A 24,279-nucleotide genomic window follows, 5' to 3' on the forward strand; every position below is an offset into this window, starting at 1 on the left:
TGTACTGGCGACAGCCGGGGGGACTGTAAGCTGACATGCTTTACGGGTTTAAGCTGGACATAAAACGGATAAATAACAGTAAGTAAATTATAGACAGGAAGAGGGCATATTTATATGAAAGTTATTATTTTCGGAGCAACAGGAACCATTGGCCAAGCGTTAGTAAAGGAAGCAATCAAGCGTAAGTATGAAGTGACGGCGGCGGTGCGCGACCCGCAACGTGTGACGGAGCAAAGTGAATATTTGACGGTGGTTCAAGCGGATATTCTAAATCCGAATTCCGTTACGGATGTGGCCAAAGGGCACGATGCTATCATTAGCGCATACGGTCCCAAGTTTGGAGAAGAGGAAGAACTGCTCGAAGCGACTCGTTCTTTGCTGGAAGGAACTCGGCGTTCCGGCGCGGAGCGCATACTTGTCGTTGGCGGAGCGGGAAGTCTGAAAACAGAAAACGGTGAACGCCTTATGGATACCGCCGAGTTTCCGGAGGAAGTGAAGCCACTGGCGGCTGCCCATGCAGATGCACTGGAGCTGTACCGCGCTGCGGATGTAGACTGGACCTATTGTAGTCCTGCCGGAATAATTGAATTGGGAAAACGTACAGGACAGTTCCGTATTGGTTTGGATCATTTGGTGGTTGACGAATTAGGCCATAGCCGTATCTCGGTCGAAGATTATGCGGTAGCCCTGATTGATGAGTTAGTAGAAGGGGAGTTTGTCAATTCCCGTTTTACGGTTGGATATTAATAAGCAGGGATAGCCATACGGGAGGCGAAAAGCATGTATATGGTGACCGCCGAAGAAATGCGAGAATTGGATCGCTATACAATTGACAAGCTGGGTATTCCGGCCCTTACCTTGATGGAAAATGCCGGGCGCGCGGTAGCTGACGAGGTGTTGAAGCTATGTGCCGAAAGAAGTGGGAAGAGCAATGGCGGCGGCTTCTCAGTAGGCAATGCTGATCTAACACGTGGAAATGATCGTGCTGAAGTGTTGGGGGCGCAGTGGACAGAAGAGGTTACACACACAGGACCAGGGGATATAACGGGACATGGCGGTGTTATACGGACAGAGACGTGGAGTCAAGGACGACATGACTTACGGGAACGAGAACACTGGTATATCCTCGTAGGCAAAGGCAACAACGGTGGTGACGGACTGGTGGCAGCCCGCCATCTAACGGATGCAGGGCTACGCGTCACCGTTGTGTACGTCGAGCCGCCAGACACGCTACGCGATGAAGCGGCTGCGCAACGCGATATCATCGCGGCTCTGGGTATCCCGGTGATTCTCTATGGCCGGGATACCCTCGACCTGCGCGGCGCCTCCGGCATCGTCGATGCCCTGCTGGGCACGGGCACGCAAGGCCCGCCGCGCGAACCCTACGCCTCGCTGATCCGCGAGGCCAATGCCAGCGGCGCGCCGCTCGTGTCGGTAGACGTGCCTAGCGGCCTCGATGCCGACACGGGTGCGCTGCACGAGCCGTGCATTCGTGCGCGCGTCACCGTATGCCTCGCTTACTTGAAGCGTGGGCTCGTCCAATATCCGGGCGCCGGGACCGCAGGCGATGTGGTGGTGCGCTACATCGGTATTCCACCCGGCCTTGCCCGTGAGTGCGGCGTGCAGCTGCGGCTCTTGACCCGTGACACGCTGCGCGCTGCGCTGGACGTGGATGTAAGCCGCAGCCGCGTGCCGGACGGGCACAAGGGCACCTACGGCCATGTTCTCGTCGCGGCCGGAAGCCTGCGCATGAGCGGCGCGGGCTTGCTGGCCGCACGTGCAGCCCTGCGCATCGGTAGCGGCCTTGTCACGTGGGCGGTGCCCGAGGCGTTGTTGCCGCGCGTCATTGGCGCCGCGCCGGAACTGATGCTCGCTGCCGCCGCAGCAGGCGGAGACGGCGAATGGAATGCCGACTCCGCAGACGAGCTGCTACAGCTCGCGCAGGCACGTGATGTACTGGCTGTCGGCCCCGGCCTCGGCCGCTTTGCAGGGGACACCGGCTGGCTGCGCCGCCTGTGGGAGGAATACGGCGGTCCGCTCGTGCTTGATGCGGATGCCTTGAACATCCTCGCCTCGGCGGGGCCTGAGCTGGAGGCTTGGAAGCCGAGAAGTGCGGCGGTCGTACTAACGCCGCACCCCGGTGAAATGGCTCGTCTGCTGGGCATACCGACAGCAGAGGTGCAGCGTGACCGCATCACCCATGCCCGGGAGTACGCCCGAACACGTGGGGTCACGCTGGTGCTCAAAGGAGCACGCACCGTCATCGCTTGTCCCGACGGAACGGCCTACGTCAATACTACAGGCCATGCGGGGATGGCGACAGGCGGTGCGGGCGATGTGCTAACAGGCATCATCGCAGGTTTGCTGGCTCAGGGCTTGAATGCTTCGCAGGCAGCAGCATTTGGCGTGTATCTGCATGGTGCGGCTGGAGAAACAGCCGCACGTCATCGCCAGCATCCTGCCTCTGTGATCGCAGGCGACATTATTGAAGCCCTATAGGCCATAGCAGCAGTGGCAGGAGGAAGGCCAGCATGATCTGTAATCCATATTCACGGTTCAGCCAGTGCCTTCCTCCATAATACAGCAGTGTAATCCCTGCACCTGCTATGCCGTTGCTCCATAAAATGCCCGTTCCGGCAGGCGACATCAAAGAACCTAGTAGGAGAAAGACACTGAATCCTGCAGCGAGGTATAGGGTGAGCTGCTCGGGCTTGCGAAGCCAGGGTAAAAGATCGCGTAGCGCATCAGCGGCAAGAGCGGCAGGAAGGGCAAAACCATAGGCCCACAGCTGCGCGGTCAGTTCACCACTATTACCTGCTATAGTCAGAGGAATCCCTGTTATTTCCTCTGTCAGATAGCAGTAGATCCATAAGAGACCAAAAACTAATCCTCCACAGGCCAGTTTATTCAGCGCATAACAACCAAGCTCCATCCGCCAAGGCATTTTGGAATTAAATTCATTCCAAGGCTGTCTCATGTTGCGACTCCTCCTCTTATCACACTCGGTATTCATAACCAATCAAGGAATTTATTTTCAATTACAATCCGCTTACCGTTTACGACATTTCAGTTTACGTTAGCTGTGTATCATGTTCCTAAGCAAAATAAAGATTGCGGATAGCCGCGGTACGGAAAGGCGGGGATTGCATGATACAGGCGGTTATTTTTAATCTTGAAAGTACATTGTTAGACCCCGGAGGACGAGGCTTAACCCAGGGAATGCGTGACATTTTCAGATGGAAAGGTATACAGGTAACTGAAGAACAGGTATCTCATGGGCGAGGAATGCCGATCCGGGATCATATTGCGAATGTGCTGGGACTTTCAGAGGTTCGGAAAAAATGGCTGGAGTGCTTTGGTGCGCATCCTGGCAGAATGGATATTGAGCATATTTATCTCGAGCTTGTCCCTGTTCTCCGCTCCTTGATCCAAGGGGCTGAGCCTGCTATCGGTATAGACAGGGCGCTGCAGGAGTTGCAGGATCGTCGCATTCAGTCAGGTGCCACTGCATCCTGTCCGATGGAGATGCTCAGTCACGTATTTACGCCTGCACAGTCACCCTATACGCTGGATTGTATGGTTGCCCCTTGTGAAGTTTCGCAGGGAAGACCTTATCCGTGGATGATCTATGAAATTGCACATCGCTTGCAGGTATTTCCGCTGAGCGATATTGTGAAAGTAGGAGATACAGCAGCCGATATGCAAGAGGGACGGAACGCCGGTGTATGGACGATTGGTGTCTTGAACCATAACGAAAAGGTGACGACCGCAGCTCAAACGACCAGCCATGAAGCGGACGACAGAGTGGCTGAGGAACGGCGCAGACAGAGTGTATATGGCTTGAAAAGGGCAGGAGCCCACATCGTGATGAACTCGGTCGCTGACTTGCCGCGTATTTTGCGTGAAATCGAAATGCTCCAGCATACGGGAGGCTATCCTTCTTATACGAAACAGGTGAAAACAGCGGCGCTACCCCCATCATAAGAACGCGTATGATTCTGGAGAGCTTGAATACACACTTCTAGGTTATATGTATGCACCTACTCGGATAAAGGTGAACTCTGCTCGGCTTTCGAAACATAATAATGGAGCATTCGCTACGTTAGCGAATGCTCCATTTTAGTTTACTTCTTTTCATTCAGTTGAATCGAATCCAACATAATATTCACTATTCAGCGTTTTTTACCCGGAACTGGTCGGCATGACGCTGCAGATTGTTTGATAGTGTAGTGAGATTGCGGGCTACTTCGGATAGTTCTTTTACCGCTAGGGCCTGCTTCTGGGCACTTGCTGATACATCTTCTGTCATTCCGGCAGTCTGCTGTGCCGCGCTGGCTGTGTGATTTAAGTGTTGATCTACGCTGTGACGTACCTCTTGCATCTCTGCCGTCAATTGAGCTAGATGTGCGGCTAACTCCTGAACTTCCTGTGAAACCTGGGTGACTTTGTCAACAGACTGTAGACATACCGAAATTTGGATTTCTTGTTCATTGACGGTCTTTATGTTTTCATCAAATTGATCACCCATTTGCTCAATTTGCTCAACAAAGCTTCTTAAGATTTCATCGATTTCCCGAATCGATATGGCAGATTGCTGAGCAAGTTGTCCCATTTCATGAGCAACTACAGAAAAACCCTTGCCAGCTTCGCCTGCACGTGAGGCTTCAATAGATGCATTAAAGGACAAAATCTGCGTCTGCTTTACGATGTCCTGTACCTGCTGACCGATGTTAGCCGCCTTGCGCGATTTTTCGGTTAATGCGTGTGACATATGCTGCATCTGCTTGATACGCAGGGCGCTTTCTCGTCCTTTTTCTAATAACAGTTCATGCTCACTGGCTACCTGATGACGAACCTCATTGAGATGATGGGCTGTATCCGTAAATTGTTGCACATGGCTTCCGACTTCATCCAGCGTTTGTCCTAATCGGTCAGATTGTTGAACCGATTCCACTGCTTGATCCGCTTGGTTAATAGAGACATCGGCAATTTGCTGGAGTGTGCGGGACAGTTCCTCAGTTTGGTGGAGTGTCCCCTCCGTTGTCACGACGATATTCTCTGATGCATGCTGGAGTGTGCTAGAACTGCTTTGAATATCTACAATTATATTGGACATGGCTTCCACCATTTTGTTTGTCAATTTGCTAATTTCGCCTAACTGATCATATGTTACTTGCGACGATGTAACCGTAAGGTTGCCGTCGGCTACTTGCTCCAGTGTATTTTTAATAAATCTCACCTGACGCAGTATACGCCGGGTTACCAGCATCATAGCCGCAATGGAGATGATCAGAATGATGGAGATAACAGGAATAACTAATCGGTAGGCCTCGGGCAAGGTATGTTCGTATACTTCAGTCACAGAGGACAGGGATCTATCGATTCCCAAATAACCAATGATGGTTCCATCTGTATCCTTAATGGGAGTAAAGGAGGAAAACATCGTCCCCCACTCAGGGTCCGTTGTAATATCTGTAGTCACTGTTTCCCCTTGTTTCAATTTCTCTTCCGTTTCTTTAAGGGTAAAACTTACAGGAGTTCCGAATGGACTGTAGTCTTTGTCGTCCCATGCGGCTCCATCCACCGTAATTTTCCACTCATTGCCCACACGGTTGTACATATAGATGTACAGGATTCCAGTTTGCAGCCTGAGCGTATTTAACTCGTTCCGAAGCTGTTTATACTCGCTGCTTTGCTCAGATGAATCAGTATTTAAGCTCTTGACTGCAGATTTGTCCAATAACTGGGCCGTGTTCTTTGCCAGCGTTTCATTGTTTAGCTGCATGGTTGATAGAGAAGCATTCTGGATGGATTGATTGGTCGTCCACAGAACAATGACGCCAATCACTATTAAAGGAATGAGCAAGATGAAGTAGAGTTTGGATTGTAATCCCATTCTTTTTTTAACGCTGCTTTTCATAATATGCTCCTTACTATGTTTTTTTCACCTTCATATATATCGTGTACAAATAGGAAAATATGAATAGTTATTCAGTGTTTCATGATTTTTTTGCGTATTTGCGTGAATTCTCATGAAAAAAGCCTTAGCCCGGTAAGTACCGAGCTAAGGCTGTATCTTATGGCTTACAAATCGTCAAATCCGTTGTCATCTCCGACCTTGCCATAATTGCGTGATTTTGCTTCAAAGAAGTCCGTTTTTGTCGCATTCAGCGCTTCATCTGAGAATGGTTTGATCCAAGGCATACAGTTTACATCTACGCCTTCGTACGCTTTGTCCATACCAAGCAGTCTCAGGCGCATATTTGCCATGTATTTAATGTAATCGCTCAGCTCGTTCAAGTCAATGCCGCGAACCTCTTTGAGCGTATAATGGGCCCAGTTCGTTTCCAGCTCCACAGCGCGGTCAATCATGCGATAGACATAATCCGTATTTTCCTTGGTATTCAGCTCAGGGAAATCAGACAACAGCTGCTTGAACACTTCGGCAAAGAAGTAGCAATGCTGATTTTCATCACGCTGAATATACGAGATCATTTGGCTGGTTGCCATCATTTTCTGATCACGAGCCAAGTTGTAGAAGAACGCAAACGTACTGTAAAAGAAAATGCCTTCCAAAATCAAATCCGCTACCATCGCTTGGAAAAAGGTCTGCGGGTTCTGCTCATCGCGGAACTCCTGGTAAATATCCGAGATGAATGTGTTACGCTCCAGCAGGACAGGATCGTTTTTCCAGTATTCAAAAATTTCCTTCTGTTCCTGATCGGACACCAAAGAAGACAGAACGTAGGAATAGGACTGGTTATGCACCACTTCCTGCTGCCCGATAATCGCTGAAATAGCTTCCAGTGAAGAGTCGGTAAAATAGCGTTTTACATCCCCGACAAACATGGTTTGCATCGAATCCAGTACAGCCAGCAGGCCGATGTTAATTTTGAAGGTGCGCTGTTCTTCGGCATCCAGCACAGGGAACTGGGACGCGTCTTTGGACATCGGGATTTCATCTGGAATCCAGTGATTCAGCAGCAGCACTTTATACAGTTTATACATATGCGGCATTCGAATATCGTTCCAATTCAAAATACCGGAGCTTTCGCCTTCAATAATACGGGTAGAGCGATTTGGCGCTTCCGTGTTAAAAATCTTCTGTAACTGCATGAGAGCTTCTCTCCTTTAATTTAGGATGCGCAGCTATCACATTCTTCAATCGTCAGTGCGCGGCTGCGTACATAATAGGTCGATTTCATACCTGATTTCCAGGCATGGATGTGCAGCTCTAAAAATTCAGTTGCTTTAATATCAGGCCGTACATACAGGTTAAAGCTTTGGCCCTGGTCAATATGACGCTGACGTGCAGAAGCCATGTTGATCGAAGCGTGTTGATCCAGCAAGAAAGCCGTCTTGTAGTACCAGATAGTTTTTTCGTTCAAGTCCGGTGCAGGGTTAGCAATCTTGTAAGTTGTTTTCTCTTCATAGGAAAGCAGCTCATACAATGGATCAATGCTGGCGGTAGAGCCTGCAATAATAGACGTGGAACCGTTAGGCGCGATGGCGAACAGCCATGCGTTGCGGACACCGTTTTGTTGGACTTCTTCTGCAAGCTCACTCCACTCGGAGGTAGTGACAAATTTGCCTTCGCGTGTACCGTCTGTATAGCCACGGGAAGTGAAATAGTGCCCGGTAGACCAGTCAGAGCCCTCGAATTTGGCATAACGGCCTTTTTCTTTCGCTAGCTCCATGCTGGATTTGACGGCCAGGTAGTTAATTTTTTCATACAAATGATCGTTATAGGTTACCGCTTCATCGGATTCCCAACGGATACCTTCCAGTGCGAGTAGATGATGCAGTCCGAATGTACCCAGACCGACAGCGCGATATTGGCTGTTCGTATATTGTGCTTGCAGTACTTCAATGTTGTTGATATCAATAACATTATCCAGCATACGTACCTGAATCGGTACGAGGCGATCCAGCACACCTGCCGGAACCGCACGAGCCAGATGAATGGAGTTCAGGTTGCACACCACAAAATCGCCAGGGATTTTAGAAATAACGATGCGTGTTTGTCCGTCCTTGGTGACCAATTCTTCTTTTTCTACTACAGTTGCAGATTGGTTTTGCATAATTTCCGTACACAGGTTGGAGGAATATACCATACCATGGGCGCGGTTCGGGTTGGCCCGGTTTACCGTATCACGGTAGAACATGTAAGGTGTACCTGTTTCCAGTTGTGACTTCATCAGGCGCTTCATAATGTCGATGGCAGGCACCGTAATACGAGAGAGAATCGGATGCTGCGACGCCTCTTCGTATTTCTCGCGGAAGGTACCTGAACCGAAGGTTTCATCATAAAAATCTTCCAGTCCCAGTGGGCGACCGTTGTCATCTTTCCAGCCCATCACTTTCTTCACTTCATGCGGACAGAACAGATTCCATTCGCCCCGTGCTTCGACCCGCTCCATGAACAGATCGGGCAGACATACGCCATGGAACACGTCATGTGCACGCATCCGCTCGTCACCGTTGTTCAGCTTCAGGTCAAGGAATGCGAGGATATCCTTATGGAATACGTCCAGATATACGGCAATTGCACCTTTGCGAGTACCCAATTGGTCTACGCTAACAGCTGTATTGTTCAACTGGCGAATCCACGGAATGACGCCGGAACTTGTATTTTTATGTCCACGGATATCGGAGCCACGCGCCCGTACCTTACCGAGGTATACGCCGATGCCGCCGCCCATTTTGCTAAGACGGGCTACATCCGTATTGGAGTCGAAAATGCCTTCCAACGAGTCGTCTACCGTGTCGATAAAGCAGCTGGAGAGCTGTCCGGCCACCTTTTTTCCGGCATTGGACATGGTTGGTGTAGCTGCTGTCATGTACATGTTGCTCATCGCCCAGTATGCTTCCTTGACCAAATCCATCCGCTTGTCGGCAGGCTCTTGGTGCATCAGGTACATCGCGATGATCATGTAGCGTTCCTGCGGCAATTCCATTACGCGTCCGTCAAAATCATTGGCCAAATAGCGCTCAGACAGCGTTAACAGCCCGATATAATCGAACAGCAGATCATTTTTCGGCAATATGGAATCGCCCAACTCATCAATCTGCTCCTTGGTATAGTAGTCGAGCAGTTCTTGACGGTAAATTCCTTTTTGGACCAAATCAGTGATCAGTGGATAAAAAGCGCCGTAAGGCTCGTCCGCATAGGATTTATAACGGCGGTGAGTGGCCGCCTTTTTATACAAGGAAGTGAGCAAAGCACGTGCAGCGGCAAATTTCCAGTCCGGTTCTTCCTTGCTAACCAGTTCAAGGGCAGCCATCGCAAACGCGTTGCTGATGTCATCCCCCGTGACTTCGTCCCGGCGCAGCTTGCTAGTTACACCGCGAATGAGACGATCTTTATCCAGCTTGTCCAGCCCGCTGAGTACACGGTCGGCATATACGGAAATGCGTATTTCATCAAAAGCCAACTGGCGATTGTTTGGTTTGGTTACGAGTTGTGGCATAGGATTAATTCCTCGCTTTCCTGATTTGGAATCATACTTGGGAATAGGCATGAAAATGATCATGATGAGAAGATAATGGCGAAAAAAGCGATGGTCAGACAGCATTTGGGGGCTGTATGTAATCCAATAACATAGAAATAGCGATGCACCTGCCAATGAAGGGGGAAAAGATGGTTCCCGTACGATTTATCGGCTACATCACTATATTTAGACGTGTTATGAATATTTAACCCAACATATTGTGTGTATAAACTTAAAATTTCAAATAAGTGCAAGGAGTATTATAGCAACATTCGAAGCCATACGTAAAGGAAAAGGAATGGAAAATCAAAATATGCAGAGAAGTCGCGGGCTGTATTTGAATTGAGGCAGTTTGAACGGTACAATGAATGATAAAGATGTTTCCTACAGAAACAAGCAGCATACATATGAACTTTTTTGTGAAATAAGGTTGCTCGCTCTATCGGCCTGAGATTTTAGATTTTTAAAGAAGTGACGATTTTAAATTAAAAGGAGGAACTTGGCGATGGCTATTGCAGAAGTGACAGTGATCCCGATTGGAACGGGGAGTACAAGCCTGAGCGACTACGTTGCCCAGATGCAAAAAGTGTTGAGGACGCAAAAAGGAATTACCTATGAGCTTACCTCCATGAGTACGATTATTGAAGGTTCGTTGGACGATGTGTTCACCGCCATTGCTGCGCTGCACGAAGCGCCATTCCTGTCTGGAGCCAAGCGTGTTTCCACCTCGGTTAAAATTGATGATCGCCGTGACAAGCCTTCCTCCAGTCACCAAAAGCTCCGTTCCGTCGCAGAGAAACTATCTGGCACTGCGACAGGAAATGTTACCGAATTAAACCCAAATCCTAGCTGAAAAAGTTGATGTAAGTGATTGATTTTTATGTAACTAAGAGTATAATAGTTTTTGTTGTCAGTTACACTGACCTGCTGGTGTAGCTCAGGGGTAGAGCAACGCACTCGTAATGCGTAGGCCGGGGGTTCAATTCCCTTCACCAGCATAGCTATCAACTCAAGCACAGCGCGGCTTCCAAGCTTTTTGGAGGTTGCGCTTTTTTTGTTGAATTGAGCATTCTTCTACCATTCTTCTACCCTTTAGTCTAGTAAAGTGGTTTTTTCAGTGTTCATGAGTTCCCTGTTATGAGCGTGTCTTAGATCATAGAAACGAATCCGCGGAAAGTCAGGGTGCTCTTTTACGATTGTGTCCAAAATACGATAGTAATGTCGTACATTCGGTGCAGTGATTGCTTACATTCTGGCTGAGGCTTATGTGGATGGTAAGTCGGCTGACAGTCCAACTACAGATAATGAGGAATAATCACAAGCGTTTGGAAATACGAAACACCCTGCTGGCTTAATGTCGGTGGGGAGTTATTTTGTTTACAGGGGTGCCCTTATGACAAACGTGGCTTTTCCACATGATTCGCAAAAAAAGATATTGACAACTGTTAATTAATGGATAAAAATAGTAAATGATTATAAAATACTGGAATTTCTATGCGAAGGGTGGCTATGGCATGAAGCATACACCTACGATTCGAGCAGAATTAGACAGATACCTACAACAAGAAGGATTGAGTTTAACACAATTTGGTCATATTGCGGATATGAATAGGGGAGCAGTAAGTGCTATTGTGACAGGAAACAAGCCTTTGTCTGTTAACCAACTGGATCGAATTACTGAGGCTATGGGTTTACCGGAAGGTCACTTTTATGACTTGTTCATAGAAAACTACATCATCGACCATCCTCCGAATATGAGGCGAATCGAGCCATTTTTGTTTCGCTGTGCGGAGTTGGACAAGTTGGATGCGATCCGTCGAGTGGTGGGAGCCATCATGGACAATCTACTATATTCGCCCAAGTTATTTGAAATTGCAGAAGAATTATTGTCGCAGGGAAGACATGCGGCTGCATTGCTGCTCTATGAGGGGGTAGCTGAAGCGGAGAAATATCAACATTCAGAACGATTGGCAGTCTGTCAATATCGTATATTTACGATTCAAGTTGGAGACGACCAAACCCAAAATCTCCACGCTGCTGCGATACTTGAAGCTTTTGTTGAGCGATTGAATGAAATAGACCAACTTGACGCATTGAAGGACTTAGCGAATTTGTATCGTTCATTGTGTAAGTGGAACAAGGTCGATGAAATGGCAAGAAAAATGAGAGAAAAAGCGGAAATCCAATATGCAATTAAACATCAACAGAAGAAACGAGAGTGTGACGAACCTGCTAAGAAGTTAAGTCGTCCCATGTTTGTGTACATCACATATGCCGATTTACTATGTGCAAGTGTCTGCGAAGCCCAAGGCGATTATCAACAAGCTCTAGAATATACATATGCCTACACTGATTTAGATTGGGTATTGGAGACAGACGAAGATACTTTATATTGGCTAAATCTTTATAAGGATTGGGCGCAATGTAATAGTTACATTTATAAACTTTTGTCCGGTGATACAAGTGTGCTTCCAGATTATGTTGAATACATTGCCAAATCAAAAGTAGATAAAGAAATGGTAACTAAGATATTGAACGTACTGCTTGCAGCTAACCAGTATCAACTAGATATAGACGATATACTTAGACGTTTTGAAACTATAATTAATTCGTTTACTCAGAAGGTGCAGCCATCATCCGACATGTATACTAGGCAAGTTATACCAGAACAATATGCACGATTTGGATACGAGTTAGCTTATTATTATTTATATAGAGGATCATACGGTGATGGCTTTAAACATTTGATGTATGCAATGGTAAAGTCACATATAATAAATAACGAAACTTATTTTATAAACTGCATGGGGCTATTCGTGAAGTTTAGAACACATGCAGTTCCTGAGTTCAAAGAAGAGTTTTTAAATCTTATTGAAAAGGTGTGGTTAAACAATGTTGAGAAAAATGGTTCTTCTGATCGTCGCAGCTAGTTTTTTATTTATTGTGAGTGGGCCTAATCATGCTTATGACCAGCACCCTATTCAGCTTAATGCTACCGTTGGAGGTTCCTAAGCTTAGATAAACAAAAAAAGCTCTGCTAACCTTAATTGGTCGGCAGAGCTTTTTTCGTTGATCAGTTTGAATTTAGAGTAGATGTGAAAAAGGACTCCGCTGGTATGTAACCAGTATGGAGTCCTTTGTTATTATTGTAATTCTACTAGCGGTATAAACGGCCATCACCAAAAACATTACTAGCTCCACCATAATTAGTGATTACTATTTTATATGTTCCTTCTGGCACATTGGTAAACGTCCTGATTGTATTTGTATTTGTGAATGTTCCGTTTATAAAAATGCTTTGTGAGTAATCACTTGATTGTAATGTGTATTGAATTACAGGACTATATTTTGAATCAGCGGTTCTTTGGTGGACGGATATGTTGACGTCGCCTGATCCATTAATTTGGAATGGTGCACTAGCAACCTCATTAGCCAAGTTTGTAAATGTGAATGTTTTTATGATGCCTGTAGCACTTAAGGTTTCCTGGGTTGCATCATTAGAGAATTGTAAACTCGCTTGAGGCACTACTTGATTAGATGAAATCGTGCTTTCTTGCTGAGTTATTTCTGCAGATCCGGCTGATACACTAGGCGCTAAAGCTCCGAATAACAAGCCAACAGAAAGAATAGTAGGCAATGATTTTCTCATAATAAAACCTCCCATTTTTTTATTTCAATTTACATATTCTACTTAGTTTTATCATTATCCTTTTGTATAACTGTGATTGTTATGTGAACTCAAACGTATAGAACGGCAGTTTGTAATATAGTTATTTATTATGCGACAACATGCACGATACTCGACATAACTCTTCATTTAGTATAGAGAAGATTCAAATTACTATGGAGGTGTCATATGATCAGAGGAATCGCGCGAGGATTAATTGTATTTTTGTTGGTAGCTATCTTTTCCGTACAAGGTGTTTTTGCAGAACCAGTTTCAAGAAGTGTACAAGCAGCAACTGGGTATACGTTGGAGTTCCCAAGTTCACGCTATCCCGAAACCGGAGCACACATTAGAGATGCACTAGCAGCCGGACATTCTGCTGTTTGCACGAATGACAGAGACGGAGCCGAAGAAAACAGAAAGGAGTCACTCAAGGGCTATCCAACTAAAAAAGGATATGACCGCGATGAATGGCCTATGGCGATGTGTGCAGAAGGTGGAGAGGGCGCGGATATAAAGTACATAAGCCCGAAGGATAACCGTGGAGCTGGATCGTGGGTAGGTCACAAGTTGGATGAATATGCAGACGAAACAAAAGTTGAATTTATCGTGAAATAGCAAATCCCCGCTAACCTTAACTGAACGGCACCCCAAATCTTAGACACATGATATAATCCTCTAAGAAGAAAGGGTTTCTCCAAAGGGGCAGAGGAACCTTAAAAGATTAGAAGCAGAAAAAAGCACTAAAAACCCATATTATCGACAGAAGGCTTATTAGCCCCTCATCATGTTAGTAACGCTAAAAAAGTATGAGTAAGGTTGTTTGACCAGTCGTTTATGAACTCCCAAGCATATATTGAGTTGTAAGATTTGTGAAAGGAGGTCATGGTTATTCCAATTTCCGACTTGTTCAAACTTCAACCAAGTGCTCCAGTTACCTTGGATGGGCACGAAGAAGAGAGCGTCAATTTAGAACTTCAAGCCTCGTCCAGTACCTCCGTTGGTGTGGTGCAGGGAACAATCCTCCTACCTAATGGGAGTCCGGTTCCTTTTGCTACAGTGCAGGTATATACTTCTCAAGGGGTGCCATATGAGCATGTTAACAGTAACCCCCAGGGGATATTTATCATACCTAACGTTCCAGTAGGCTCTTATTTAATCACTGCATCTGAACCGGGCTACCTGACACCTGTCCGTATTCCGTTAACAGTTACACAAGGCAGACCAACACAAGTATCTATTACTTTACAACCCGATCCCGCTGCAACGACGGGAGCCATGTTTGGTATAGTAAGGAATATTACCAATAATGAACCCGTGAATAATGCTGTGGTTAGTCTATTTCAAACAGATGGGACTACGGTTACTCCGATCGGAACAGTGACTTCCAACGCATCAGGGCAGTATTTGTTTGCTGAACTTCCGAGTGGTACCTATTTCGTTCAAGCGGTCCTACCCGGATATTTGTCCAACCAAAGTGCCCCTGTAACAATCCAAAGTCCTGAGTATGTCCCCCTTGATATTAATCTGACAGTCGATCCGAATGCCAATACAGGGACTGTAAGTGGTATCGTGACGGACCAAGCGAATGGTGTTGCTATACCCAATGCGCTAGTGGCACTCTATACTTTGACCGCGGGAGTGGAACAGATCATCCAGATTACGCGTACAAATCAGGGGGGGCTCTACCTGTTTGGCGATTTGCCACCGGGAATCTATCGTGTGAAAGCGACAGTTCAGGTGAATACAGGATGAAGGATAAAAATATTCTGACAAGCAGCAGTTCTGCTTTTTCAATCGGCTCCGGTGAAAGTAGATGGGTCCCTCTGGTTCTGCACGGCAGGAATGGTTCCATCAGGTATGGCTTCAGCCCTGTCCGAGTAACATTTTGTCTGGTTGTCAGAAAAAAAAGAATCGTCTATAAGCAGCGGTTCCAGCTTTATATTCGCAGTGAAGAAGGTTGCAGAAACGCAATAAAATGGAGCAGTAAAAGAAAGCTATACTCATCTCCTAAGTCCCGTAAAATATGTCCGGTAAAAATCGAACTGGGGGTGTCCGTGAGAAATAAAAAACGGGCGAAACGCAAGAAATTTAAAGCCGTTATTTAAGAGGTGTCTTCAAAATAAAGCTAAGGGCGTTCTCGGGATCATGGGAACGTCTTTTTTTGTTTTCCTGCCTTACTAAAAAGTTCTTGAAAGAAAAATTGTTGCTTCAATAAGTCACCAAACTGATAACGATGAAAATAGGGATCATGGTTGGCGGGGATTATTTCATTAAAGGAATTACCACATCATTCATCGAATGAATTATTGAGGTGATCAGCATGAATCATACATATAAAGTGTTAAAGTCAGATAGAGAACTATTTGCAGCTGCATTAAGCCAGGTAAGAGTATATGTTGTACAGCCGTTGGGCGAGGGTTTGATAGATATTGTGGATTACGGTAAAGCAGTGGAGAATATTACACCGGAGTCGGTTAAGATTAACGGATCTTATTGCTTCCGTAATCAGTTTGAATTTAGAGTAGATGTGAAAAAGGACTCCGCTGGCATTTAGCCGGTATGGAGTCTTTCTTTATTTTCAGATTCTCATTCTTTGTTTTCATTTACTGATAAAATTCTGGGACAAGTCATTATACCTACGAATAATACTCTAAGTTGGCAAATAGCAACAAATCACAGATTAGTTATGCCCACCAGCTCCATAAATCGTGAGAGAGCACTGGTCATGTATGAGTCACGACGCCTTATAAACACAGTGGGCACTGTTCTGTACGGTTCCGGTAATGGATGACAGTTAAGTCTTCCCTGCATCCGTGATTCAACCATAGATATTGGTAAGACGGTGACTCCTAACCCGTTTTCAACGCATTTAAGGACACCCTCTAGAGTGCCATATTCCATCACCTTCATAGGAGCATAGCCATTGTCCTCTAGCCATCGCTGCCAACGTCCCAAATAGATGCAATGCGCGAATGACGAAAGCAGTGGTTCATGTAAAATCAATTCTAATTGGAATGGTTCCGGAGAGTAGCTTGTAATCAAAACTAGAGATTCTTCGAAGACAGGGTATTCAACAATTTCCGGATGAAGAATTGGCCCATCCACAAATGCGCCGTCTACCTTATATTTGAGAATGGTACTAACCTGATCTACAGTAGGTGCCATATATAAGCTTAATTCTACATGTGGAAATTTCTTGTGATATTGTGTAAAAATCAATGGCAATCGTGTAGAAGCAGTTGACTCCATAGCTCCAATGCGCAAAGTTCCCCGCGGGGCAGAAGAAAGCTTAACTGCCTCAATCGCTTCCTCGAAATCGTAAAGCAACTTGTTTACATGCGGCAACAGTTCACGTCCTGCAGGCGTTAAGGATACCTTCTTATGATATCGATATAACAGAGGAACGCCCAACTCTTGCTCAAGACGTTGTATTCGTGCAGTAACATTGGACTGTACATAATTCAATTTCTCAGCAGCTTTTGTAATGCTTTGTTCAATTGCTACTGCCTTAAACACCTCCAAAGATCTAATGTCCAAAACAACTCTCTCCTTTTTGCATCACAAAATGTGATCATCTATACACTATTTTTTAATTTTACGTGATGCATCGCAGTATGTAAACTTAGTGAATAAGAGGGATTTACACCAAAACCAAGTGATTGAGTACCTCGTTATCTGATAATGAGGAGGAGAATGGGGAAAAGGAGATTCTAGCCGGGGCAAAATGCAGTACACGTTACCAATAATGAGGAGGGAATCTCATGATTTCGAAGGTCAATGTACAAGATAAATTTTTGCAAATAATTGATTATTGGAATCCCAGAATAGGTGGAGAGTTGAACGATTCATACGTAAAAATGGCAAAGATCAAGGGTGAATTCATTTGGCATCACCATGATCACGAGGACGAAATGTTCTTCGTATGGAAAGGGAGACTACTAATCCGTTTGAGAGACGGTGAAATAGCTGTTAACGAAGGGGAGTTTGTTATTATACCTAAAGGGGTTGAACATCAGCCAATTGCTGAAGAAGAGGTCCATTTACTATTAATCGAACCAAAAACTACTCTAAACACGGGAAATGTGGTAAATGAACGAACCGTTTCGATTCCTCAACGAATTTGATGAAACGCTCATCAGTGAAATAATTATACTGATTTTGATTCGATCCTTAGCTAATGATTCAACTAATGGGAAACGCTAGTTGAACAAATAGTCTAAACCTCCTAATAGAAGCGAACTAGAATTAATTGCCAGGAGATCTTATTATGATTTTAAGCGAACTTTGGCGTCATTATGAAGCGGATAAGCGAATCTAGGGATTTAGTCCAAATACATTGAAAGCATATGCGTTGCAGTTCAGAATGCTGGTAACAATCTCGGGGATATAGATATTTCCGAGGTAACTATTAATCTGCTGAAGGAATACCTAGCAAAGCAGTCAGATCGATTAAAGCCAAGTAGCCTAGGGACCGCATCCATTTTGTGCGCTCCCTATTCCGTTTTGCATATGAAGAAACCTATTTGCCCACAAACCCTTCGCTCAAACTACGTGAGCCTAAAATGGATAAGCGGGGTATATTGAATATCAAGAGAAAGGAGATATTAATATTAATTACCAAATTATTAATCTGAATGAGAAATTATCTAAGTTCAATGAACATTGGTCTCCGAAAGTCATTGGTGAAATGAATGACTATCAATTTAAATTGGTCAAGATAGATGGGGATTTTGTATGGCACGATCATCAAGATACCGACGAGGTGTTTATCGTGCTCGAAGGGGAGATGTTCATCGATTTCCGCGATGGCCAAGTAAAGATTTCCCCAGGAGAGATATTTATTGTACCAAGGGGTGTCGAACACAAAACTTTCGCTAACCAGGAGTGTCATATCATGTTGGTAGAGCCCAGGGGCGTAGTAAACACTGGCGAGACTGAGTCAGAATTAACAGCAGTCAATGATATTTGGATCTAATGCATTTAGCTTCAGTTCGATTACATCGTTAAAGTAACGGGAAACGATAGTTCAATAAAACAGCGGCAGTCTAGGGCTTTATTTTCTCGTCCATGGCTGCCGCTGTTTCAATTTTAGGGAGAGTCTAATACTTATTTTATTTTGCTCGCGATTTTCCTTCTCGACGGATGCCCACCATGAAGGAACTGGAGATAAAGACGGGGAAGTGCACGGAGGACATAAAAGTTGCTTGCTTTAGAGCAAGATACCTAACTCTATGGGGGCGGAAAATTCTATACTACGGGATATTGCCATCTGGAGAGGTGGGATCGCAATCAGAAGATCATCATGCTTGTAGGAGACGGAGAAGGGTACTTTAGAGAACATTAGGCATTAGTCTCGTCTTATTGCCTCAATTATTTTCTTCTACCAAATCTTCTACCGAAATACGGATATCTGTAATACCTGACGGAACCTTATTTATTGTTGGATAGGATATAGGAGCCTTGTAAACCCCATCAAAACTCTATTTCAACGCACTCGTAATGCGTAGGCCGGGGGTTCAATTTTCTTCACCAGCATAGCTATCATCTCAAGCACAGCGCGCTTCCAAGCTTTTTGGAGGGCGCGCATGGCATGAAGTATACACCTACGATACGAGCAGAATTAGACAGATACTTAAAACAAGAGGGCATGAGTCTAACGCAATTCGGGCATATAGCAGGCATGAATAGGGGAATAGTAAGTGCTATTGTGACAGGGAATAAGTCTATGTCTGTTAACCAGATAGATCGCATTACTGAGGCTCAGATAAATAGTTGTAAAATGACAAGACATGCTGATTTGGGTGCCAACATTTGGCGGTATCTCTTGGTAAGTGTGAGACGTGTACCTGGAAGCCCTAGTCGCTGTGAACGACCAGTCCGGTCACGTCTTTTTGCTTGGCAAAGGCTTTGGCGAACGTCTATACAATCAATTCGTTGTCGTTATGTTCGCTGAGTTGGTGGGCTACAATTTCATTGTTGAATTATCTTTAATCGCAGATAGATATACCCAGCAACCCCCTACACGATTTGCGTGATATCTGTGACCCATTTTTGATTAGGTTTGTGCGCCTTGAAATCCTGTTTTAGCAGGTTTTTCGCCACACGACCTTCCGTAGAAGAAGTTTCAACCGGTGCGTAAAATCAACATGCTCATGACTACAGTAGCTGCTAACTATAAGCCCTTCTCTTCTTCTTCCGAATTAGCATGGTCAGGAAAAGGAGGACAGGCAGAGCAATTTGAAAGATAGGCCAGACTTGAACCAAGGCTACATGAAGACCGAACCACAAAAATTCGGTTAACCTGGGGGAGAGAAACGTAAGAGCGCCTATGATGATGCTTAGCAATAGTAAAGCAGGCTTATACCTAAAGGGGGTTATCGTTTGAAGCCCTATGACGGCACCAAACATAAAACCAGCCGTTTTGACTCCGATTCCAATAAATAGAATCATCGAAAACAGGACATCAGCTCTCTCAACGATCTTCGGTAAATGAATTAGTTGAGTAACCTCAAATAAGGGATAGGTGGTTGATGCTGCCCATTCCGGACCTAGAACCAGGATTGTTAGTTCATTCATTATAATAAGGAACACAGCAGTGATCCAGTAAACAATGATGATCGACCGCTGTAATTTGCGTTTATCCAAGACGATCTTGAATAGCACGAGAAAAAGAATCGTCTGACCGAAGGGAAAAGATATGATCTCGGGAATGGCAGCCTTCACTACGGGAGTTAAACCGCTCTCCAATACAGGAAACAAAAATTCAAAGTGAATGAGTCCTGTAAAAGGAGTAAGTACTAGTAGAATGCCGTAACCAAACGCCAATAGAAGCAGAAATATATGACATAGAAGGAACCAGACTCTCGGTCCAAACCACACCACATCGGCACAGACAATTAACGCTATAAACGTAATAACTTCGGTAGGGGTTCTGTTCAGCAATGTCAATGCGCCGAGTTCACCAATGTCCCTGACACTCCTGGAAGCTTCATAAGCAAAGTAACCGATGAACAGAAGTCCCCCCAGACTACCTATCCATTTTCCCCAATAATGGCACAGGAGCTCGTACAAATCTCGATGTGGATCAAGTTTATGCATGTATAAATACATGATTAGAAGGACGAAGCCCGCAAGTGCACCGATCAGCATGGCTAGCCATGCATCCTGCTTGGCTTTAGCTCCCAATAGGAATAATGTTGTACTGCCAACCTGAAACAAGGAAAAAGCGATAGCTAACCCGGATACCCTGGTGACGGTTTTATTCATACTGTTTAGGCTCCTTTATACAAATGGGTTAGGTTTGACTTCCGATATGCTTCTGCAGGAGTCCAGGACGCTGAATCCGTGCATCTACTCGAATGTCCAGTTCTATCTTTTTGAACTCCTGCTCCCAGTCTTCTTTCACAGTCTCCCACTCCCTTGGGAACCTTCGGTGAATCCGGTCAGCAAAACCAGTTGCGTCCACACCCAGTTCCTGGAGTTTATCCCAGCCCTCATTTATCGTTCTGCTCACTTCTTTTCCAATCTCTTTTTCCATATCATGTATGGTTTTCGTCTTGGAAATATCCTTAGTGCATGTGCTTTCATTTAAAGTTCCGTTAATTTTAACTCTAACCTGCATGGTGTAATGAGAACTCGTTTTTCTGGGTATAAGTTTTACATCTGCAGAATTTACTGTTAGAGAAGAGTACATTTCCCTACCGAGTTGTTCGCTGCATGGGAACGAAATTTCGGAGTTGTTAACCTTTTGGGACAGATAAGATACTCCCAGACTCTCTTCCTTGTCGAGAAATCCTTTAAGCTTTCCGTTTTGAAACACCCCTAATTTAGTCAATGCCAGCTTGAGCGGGGTCGAGGTTTTTTTAAAAACATCCAGACTCTCTGCTTCCTTCTCGTTCTCATGGTCTCTCTCTCCGATTAATTCGGCGACTGGTACCCCAATGGATTTGGAATCCGAGTTCATGCTCAATACGAAATCATAAACCCTAACTTTCGGAAACAACGATAAACTATCGCTCTCTTTGTCAACCAATTCAGCCATGGCGGCGCCTTGAAGTTTTTCAGGAGGCAACAATTTCTTTAGTAGATCGGATGCTAGTCCATCCGTTATAATTATAGATACCATTTCTCTCGCTTCCGTATTACGAAGATAAAAATCGATTAAACGATCCATTCCCTTCTCAGCCGCTCTCTTACCGATATATATAACACGATTATGTGCTATGTAGATTCGTCTTGATGTTTCCAAATTGCTGTACGATAATGCCTGGTTATAGGTTTTGGACTTTATAGAGAATACATGGGATGCGGGTTGGGAAGAGCTTCCCGATCCTCCTCCGGTTCCACTTGCAATGGCGGAGGGAACAATAATCTGATAGGACATCATCCACTGTCCGTCGTCCATCATATCTACTCCTGTAGCCGCAGTTACCCACAGCTCATTCAGTTCGACTCGATTCCAGCAACCCGTCAAACTGAATAACACGACCAAGACCATAAAAAACCTTCCTAATAGGGACATACCGGTTCCTCCTTACGCCATGGGATCTCGGCCATGTTCCCCTGCCTGTTCTGCAAATGATTCCTGTTCCGTTGCCTGCCTTACTGGATTGGAATCCCCAATCATTACCGGCCGTTTCTTCATCATCCACCAAGGTGCACGCACAAACAGGTCTTTCATATTGCTCTTATAGAAAGGTGCGATCGGTATCATATAAGGAACACCGAACGAATTCATAGATACTAATCGAACGAGGATGGGAACCAAGGCCGACAAAACGCCGTACAACCCAAATAAACCCGCCACCAGCATGAGTACAAACCTGAGCAAACGAACAGCCCCCGCCATATTGATCGAAGGTAACACAAAGTTGCATATAGCCGTGAATGATACCACAATCACCATAGCTGCGGAAACCAACCCCGCCTGAACGGCAGCTTGTCCAAGAACCAAAGCCCCAACGATAGAGATTGCAGGCCCTACAGCGCGCGGCATTCGTACTCCTGCTTCGCGGATAACCTCGAAGGTCAGCTCCATTAGCATTGCTTCAAGCAGGGCGGGCAATGGTGTATTCTCTCTCTGTGCAGCCAGAGTGATAAGCAGTGTTGTAGGCAGCATTTCCTGGTGAAACGTAGTTGTTGCAATAAAGAATGAGGGTAATAGCAATGCCAAGAAAAAGGATGCCATCCGAACGATACGAAGAAAAGATGCCAAATCATATCGCTGGTAGTAATCCTCACTGGATGCGATAAACCGAAAAAGGGTTACGGGAGCAATCAGCGCAAATGGGGTCCCATCAACCAATATCGCTACCAGCCCTTCAAGCAAGCTACCTGCTACAGAATCCGGGCGCTCGGTGTTATGAATGGTTGGAAATGGTGTCCATACCCCATCTTGAATAAATTCCTCGATATATCCACTTTCGAGAATACTGTCAGTGTTGATGGAGTCTAACCGTCTGGAGATTTCCTTAACCACCTCCGGATCTGCAATGCCTCGAATATATGCCACCGATACCTTTGTCTGCGTGTATGATCCGATAATTCGAGAATCAAAGTGGAGTTCAGTTGATTTGATCCTTCTCCGAAGGAGTGCGATATTGGTGGATATGTCCTCCGTAAACCCCTCTTTAGGGCCGCGAATTACTGTCTGCGATGTTGGCTCCTCAACCGCTCTTTTAGCCCCGCCGCTGATAGAAGCAGCAAAGGCCTTGGTGCTGCCTTCGACAAGGAGAGCAACCTGTCCATAAAGAACGGCATGGATAAGTGCTTGCTCATTTTCAAGGCAAGTGATGCCCCCAATAGGAATACGATCCATCAACCAACTTTCAACATTACGATCAGAGAGATCCCCATTTCGAATACCTGCAGTGAGCTCCTCCAGCAGTGTCGTTAAAATTTGCTGATCAATCAGGCCCTGAAGAAAAGCTACAGCGAGAACCGGATTACCCTGTTTATCGTTCAAGCAACGAAGAATGAAATCCGTGCTATGTCCTATTTCGTGCTTCAGCATGGTCACGTTGTCCTTAAGCGTACCACTCAGCTCTTTGGATAACTCAGTCGATTTTTCGTCATTAACTGGTTTAGGACTCCTGCCATTTTTGGATCGTGAAGGCTGTTTAAACAGCCATTTTTTTAACTTATCAACCACAGCAATACAGTTCCCTTCTAGTTAGCGGTCAATTGTAATATGCTGCTATTCCACGATTTATATGTACGGAACTTGTCAAAAGATGCTTGCATATCAATTCATTGCAACTATGATTACAATTGTGGAGGCCCCTGTTGCCTAACGACGTATTGTAGTCTACAGGCTTATTCATACTGAAATATATTTTAAAATCCGTAGTATTAGAGCAAGAGAAGTAATTTAAGATATAAGTTTAGAAAAAAGCAACACATTGCTTTTTCGAATTGTCATACCGTCCAAGTTCCATAAAATAAGTTTTAGACTGACTCTAGAAATTGAAACAGCGACAGCAAAGGACGGAGAAAATAAAGTCCTAGACTGTCGCTGTTTTCATTGAACTCACGCTTCTGTGTTAGTGCAATCTAGACTGATGTAAATCTTGTTCCTCCTAAGCTAACCAGGAGTTTAAAAAAGAGTATTTTCTTCGAGCAGTTGTGTTTCACGTAGATCTCTAGCCTTCCGAACAGAAGGTGAGTAAAAAACGTCACTATGCATATGCTGAATTTTATCCCAGTTGCCAGGATTGGTCGTGTCTGGAGAACGATGCTCCAGAATGGCCTGATATAGGGCCGTTTTTTGTTCCAAATGGGCAACGTGCTGTTTGGCTTCTTCGAGCTTAACGAGCGCCGCTTTCTTATGCTCCATCATGAGTGTGTAGCGTTGCGGAATGGTCGAATCCCCTTCGAGACAGAAATCGACGTACATTTTAATGACTCCAATCGGCATCCCGGATTGCTTGAGACATTTGACGCCATGTAACCAGTTGATCGATTCTTCGTCGAACATCCGAATGTTGTTTTGATTGCGCTGTACGCTTGGTACTAGGCCTTTATCCGTGTAAAAGCGTACAGCGTGCTCGGTGAGTCCCGTTATTTGGGCGGCTTCTTTGACTGTATACATGTGGAATCCTCCTTGGAAAAGTAAATTTT

The 24,279-nt window shown here is 45.3% G+C and carries 22 protein-coding genes, 1 tRNA gene and 1 pseudogene; 14 read left to right on the forward strand and 10 right to left on the reverse strand.

The window, feature by feature from the left end; translation table 11 throughout:
• The first annotated feature begins 114 nt into the window (after positions 1-114).
• Both ACL9RM_RS08225 and ACL9RM_RS08230 read left to right on the forward strand, forming a co-directional pair.
• Entirely contained in the window at positions 115-747 is a 633-nt protein-coding gene (locus ACL9RM_RS08225) for an NAD(P)-dependent oxidoreductase (RefSeq protein ID WP_061831169.1), read from the forward strand.
• 33 nt (positions 748-780) lie between these two features.
• Entirely contained in the window at positions 781-2,499 is a 1,719-nt protein-coding gene (locus ACL9RM_RS08230; RefSeq protein ID WP_414126293.1) for an NAD(P)H-hydrate dehydratase, read from the forward strand.
• Here ACL9RM_RS08230 and ACL9RM_RS08235 read toward each other — a convergent pair.
• Positions 2,483-2,977 (reverse strand): hypothetical protein, encoded by a 495-nt coding sequence (locus ACL9RM_RS08235; RefSeq protein WP_134903081.1) that lies wholly within the window; start codon positions 2,975-2,977, stop codon positions 2,483-2,485. The two genes, ACL9RM_RS08230 and ACL9RM_RS08235, sit on opposite strands and share 17 nt — an antisense overlap.
• A gap of 170 nt (positions 2,978-3,147) precedes the next feature.
• Between ACL9RM_RS08235 and ACL9RM_RS08240 the strand changes: the two genes are divergently transcribed.
• Complete coding sequence (locus tag ACL9RM_RS08240) at positions 3,148-3,984, forward strand: HAD hydrolase-like protein (RefSeq protein WP_250267298.1); 837 nt, start codon at positions 3,148-3,150, stop codon at positions 3,982-3,984.
• Between the two features lie 184 nt (positions 3,985-4,168).
• Here the strand turns inward: ACL9RM_RS08240 and ACL9RM_RS08245 are convergent, their stop codons facing one another.
• The 3 genes from ACL9RM_RS08245 to ACL9RM_RS08255 all read right to left on the reverse strand — a co-directional run bounded on the left by ACL9RM_RS08245 (position 4,169) and on the right by ACL9RM_RS08255 (position 9,470).
• Positions 4,169-5,920: a methyl-accepting chemotaxis protein gene (locus ACL9RM_RS08245; RefSeq protein ID WP_250267299.1), complete on the reverse strand. Its 1,752-nt coding sequence runs from the start codon at positions 5,918-5,920 to the stop codon at positions 4,169-4,171.
• A 164-nt stretch (positions 5,921-6,084) separates the two neighbouring features.
• Complete coding sequence (locus ACL9RM_RS08250) at positions 6,085-7,116, reverse strand: ribonucleotide-diphosphate reductase subunit beta (RefSeq protein WP_029517885.1); 1,032 nt, start codon at positions 7,114-7,116, stop codon at positions 6,085-6,087.
• Between the two features lie 20 nt (positions 7,117-7,136).
• The gene (locus ACL9RM_RS08255) at positions 7,137-9,470 is read right to left on the reverse strand and encodes a ribonucleoside-diphosphate reductase subunit alpha (protein WP_414126292.1); all 2,334 of its coding nucleotides are present in this window, start codon (positions 9,468-9,470) and stop codon (positions 7,137-7,139) included.
• Between the two features lie 526 nt (positions 9,471-9,996).
• Here ACL9RM_RS08255 and ACL9RM_RS08260 point away from each other — a divergent pair.
• The 3 genes from ACL9RM_RS08260 to ACL9RM_RS08270 all read left to right on the forward strand — a co-directional run bounded on the left by ACL9RM_RS08260 (position 9,997) and on the right by ACL9RM_RS08270 (position 12,421).
• Entirely contained in the window at positions 9,997-10,344 is a 348-nt protein-coding gene (locus tag ACL9RM_RS08260; protein WP_250267301.1) for an MTH1187 family thiamine-binding protein, read from the forward strand.
• Positions 10,345-10,417: 73 nt separating this feature from the next.
• Positions 10,418-10,489: transfer RNA gene (locus ACL9RM_RS08265), tRNA-Thr, on the forward strand.
• 516 nt (positions 10,490-11,005) lie between these two features.
• Positions 11,006-12,421 carry a transcriptional regulator gene (locus tag ACL9RM_RS08270; RefSeq protein ID WP_250267302.1) on the forward strand — a complete coding sequence of 472 codons (1,416 nt, stop codon included), beginning with the start codon at positions 11,006-11,008 and terminating at the stop codon, positions 12,419-12,421.
• A gap of 227 nt (positions 12,422-12,648) precedes the next feature.
• On the opposite strand, the gene ACL9RM_RS08275 is transcribed toward ACL9RM_RS08270, so the two are convergent.
• Positions 12,649-13,140: a hypothetical protein gene (locus ACL9RM_RS08275; RefSeq protein ID WP_250267303.1), complete on the reverse strand. Its 492-nt coding sequence runs from the start codon at positions 13,138-13,140 to the stop codon at positions 12,649-12,651.
• Positions 13,141-13,347: 207 nt separating this feature from the next.
• On the opposite strand from ACL9RM_RS08275, the gene ACL9RM_RS08280 reads away from it, so the two are divergent.
• From ACL9RM_RS08280 to ACL9RM_RS08295, 4 genes are all read left to right on the forward strand, one after another.
• Complete coding sequence (locus ACL9RM_RS08280; protein WP_250267304.1) at positions 13,348-13,776, forward strand: NucA/NucB deoxyribonuclease domain-containing protein; 429 nt, start codon at positions 13,348-13,350, stop codon at positions 13,774-13,776.
• Between the two features lie 267 nt (positions 13,777-14,043).
• Complete coding sequence (locus ACL9RM_RS08285; RefSeq protein WP_414126291.1) at positions 14,044-14,913, forward strand: MSCRAMM family protein; 870 nt, start codon at positions 14,044-14,046, stop codon at positions 14,911-14,913.
• Positions 14,910-15,266: a hypothetical protein gene (locus ACL9RM_RS08290; protein ID WP_250267306.1), complete on the forward strand. Its 357-nt coding sequence runs from the start codon at positions 14,910-14,912 to the stop codon at positions 15,264-15,266. The genes ACL9RM_RS08285 and ACL9RM_RS08290 overlap by 4 nt, the downstream gene beginning before the upstream one ends.
• Positions 15,267-15,481: 215 nt before the next feature.
• Entirely contained in the window at positions 15,482-15,715 is a 234-nt protein-coding gene (locus ACL9RM_RS08295; protein WP_250267307.1) for a hypothetical protein, read from the forward strand.
• A gap of 119 nt (positions 15,716-15,834) precedes the next feature.
• On the opposite strand, the gene ACL9RM_RS08300 is transcribed toward ACL9RM_RS08295, so the two are convergent.
• The gene (locus ACL9RM_RS08300) at positions 15,835-16,698 is read right to left on the reverse strand and encodes a LysR family transcriptional regulator (protein ID WP_250267308.1); all 864 of its coding nucleotides are present in this window, start codon (positions 16,696-16,698) and stop codon (positions 15,835-15,837) included.
• A gap of 224 nt (positions 16,699-16,922) precedes the next feature.
• On the opposite strand from ACL9RM_RS08300, the gene ACL9RM_RS08305 reads away from it, so the two are divergent.
• The 4 genes and pseudogenes from ACL9RM_RS08305 (at position 16,923) to ACL9RM_RS08320 (ending at position 19,196) form a co-directional block, all read left to right on the forward strand.
• Complete coding sequence (locus tag ACL9RM_RS08305; RefSeq protein ID WP_013308297.1) at positions 16,923-17,285, forward strand: cupin domain-containing protein; 363 nt, start codon at positions 16,923-16,925, stop codon at positions 17,283-17,285.
• Between the two features lie 485 nt (positions 17,286-17,770).
• Complete coding sequence (locus ACL9RM_RS08310) at positions 17,771-18,136, forward strand: cupin domain-containing protein (protein ID WP_250268990.1); 366 nt, start codon at positions 17,771-17,773, stop codon at positions 18,134-18,136.
• 615 nt (positions 18,137-18,751) lie between these two features.
• Positions 18,752-18,922, forward strand: a pseudogene (locus ACL9RM_RS08315) (transcriptional regulator); the annotation flags it as partial.
• A gap of 79 nt (positions 18,923-19,001) precedes the next feature.
• Entirely contained in the window at positions 19,002-19,196 is a 195-nt protein-coding gene (locus tag ACL9RM_RS08320; protein ID WP_250269014.1) for a hypothetical protein, read from the forward strand.
• Positions 19,197-19,329: 133 nt separating this feature from the next.
• Here ACL9RM_RS08320 and ACL9RM_RS08325 read toward each other — a convergent pair whose 3' ends face one another.
• From ACL9RM_RS08325 to ACL9RM_RS08340, 4 genes are all read right to left on the reverse strand, one after another.
• A complete protein-coding gene (locus ACL9RM_RS08325; RefSeq protein WP_250267309.1) occupies positions 19,330-20,427 on the reverse strand; it encodes a GerAB/ArcD/ProY family transporter in 1,098 nt (365 codons plus the stop codon).
• A 28-nt stretch (positions 20,428-20,455) separates the two neighbouring features.
• Positions 20,456-21,682 (reverse strand): Ger(x)C family spore germination protein, encoded by a 1,227-nt coding sequence (locus ACL9RM_RS08330; RefSeq protein WP_250267310.1) that lies wholly within the window; start codon positions 21,680-21,682, stop codon positions 20,456-20,458.
• Between the two features lie 12 nt (positions 21,683-21,694).
• Positions 21,695-23,311, reverse strand: coding sequence for a spore germination protein (locus tag ACL9RM_RS08335; RefSeq protein WP_250267311.1), 1,617 nt, complete (start codon positions 23,309-23,311; stop codon positions 21,695-21,697).
• 444 nt (positions 23,312-23,755) lie between these two features.
• A complete protein-coding gene (locus ACL9RM_RS08340; protein ID WP_061830029.1) occupies positions 23,756-24,250 on the reverse strand; it encodes a MerR family transcriptional regulator in 495 nt (164 codons plus the stop codon).
• Positions 24,251-24,279: the final 29 nt, after the last annotated feature.

The sequence above is a fragment of the Paenibacillus sp. S29 genome (genome assembly GCF_049319765.1).
GTDB classification, from domain to species: Bacteria; Bacillota; Bacilli; order Paenibacillales; family Paenibacillaceae; genus Paenibacillus; species Paenibacillus polymyxa_B.

What these genes read in the sequence shown, in the direction of transcription:
- ACL9RM_RS08230 (WP_414126293.1), top strand. Translation starts at nt 781, where the DNA reads ATGTATATGGTGACCGCCGAAGAAATGCGAGAATTGGATCGCTATACA.
- ACL9RM_RS08275 (WP_250267303.1), bottom strand. Translation starts at nt 13,140, where the DNA reads ATGAGAAAATCATTGCCTACTATTCTTTCTGTTGGCTTGTTATTCGGA.
- ACL9RM_RS08330 (WP_250267310.1), bottom strand. Translation starts at nt 21,682, where the DNA reads ATGTCCCTATTAGGAAGGTTTTTTATGGTCTTGGTCGTGTTATTCAGT.
- ACL9RM_RS08255 (WP_414126292.1), bottom strand. Translation starts at nt 9,470, where the DNA reads ATGCCACAACTCGTAACCAAACCAAACAATCGCCAGTTGGCTTTTGAT.
- ACL9RM_RS08250 (WP_029517885.1), bottom strand. Translation starts at nt 7,116, where the DNA reads ATGCAGTTACAGAAGATTTTTAACACGGAAGCGCCAAATCGCTCTACC.
- ACL9RM_RS08340 (WP_061830029.1), bottom strand. Translation starts at nt 24,250, where the DNA reads ATGTATACAGTCAAAGAAGCCGCCCAAATAACGGGACTCACCGAGCAC.
- ACL9RM_RS08225 (WP_061831169.1), top strand. Translation starts at nt 115, where the DNA reads ATGAAAGTTATTATTTTCGGAGCAACAGGAACCATTGGCCAAGCGTTA.
- ACL9RM_RS08295 (WP_250267307.1), top strand. Translation starts at nt 15,482, where the DNA reads ATGAATCATACATATAAAGTGTTAAAGTCAGATAGAGAACTATTTGCA.
- ACL9RM_RS08290 (WP_250267306.1), top strand. Translation starts at nt 14,910, where the DNA reads ATGAAGGATAAAAATATTCTGACAAGCAGCAGTTCTGCTTTTTCAATC.
- ACL9RM_RS08305 (WP_013308297.1), top strand. Translation starts at nt 16,923, where the DNA reads ATGATTTCGAAGGTCAATGTACAAGATAAATTTTTGCAAATAATTGAT.
- ACL9RM_RS08285 (WP_414126291.1), top strand. Translation starts at nt 14,044, where the DNA reads ATGGTTATTCCAATTTCCGACTTGTTCAAACTTCAACCAAGTGCTCCA.
- ACL9RM_RS08245 (WP_250267299.1), bottom strand. Translation starts at nt 5,920, where the DNA reads ATGAAAAGCAGCGTTAAAAAAAGAATGGGATTACAATCCAAACTCTAC.
- ACL9RM_RS08280 (WP_250267304.1), top strand. Translation starts at nt 13,348, where the DNA reads ATGATCAGAGGAATCGCGCGAGGATTAATTGTATTTTTGTTGGTAGCT.
- ACL9RM_RS08270 (WP_250267302.1), top strand. Translation starts at nt 11,006, where the DNA reads ATGAAGCATACACCTACGATTCGAGCAGAATTAGACAGATACCTACAA.
- ACL9RM_RS08325 (WP_250267309.1), bottom strand. Translation starts at nt 20,427, where the DNA reads ATGAATAAAACCGTCACCAGGGTATCCGGGTTAGCTATCGCTTTTTCC.
- ACL9RM_RS08235 (WP_134903081.1), bottom strand. Translation starts at nt 2,977, where the DNA reads ATGAGACAGCCTTGGAATGAATTTAATTCCAAAATGCCTTGGCGGATG.
- ACL9RM_RS08260 (WP_250267301.1), top strand. Translation starts at nt 9,997, where the DNA reads ATGGCTATTGCAGAAGTGACAGTGATCCCGATTGGAACGGGGAGTACA.
- ACL9RM_RS08240 (WP_250267298.1), top strand. Translation starts at nt 3,148, where the DNA reads ATGATACAGGCGGTTATTTTTAATCTTGAAAGTACATTGTTAGACCCC.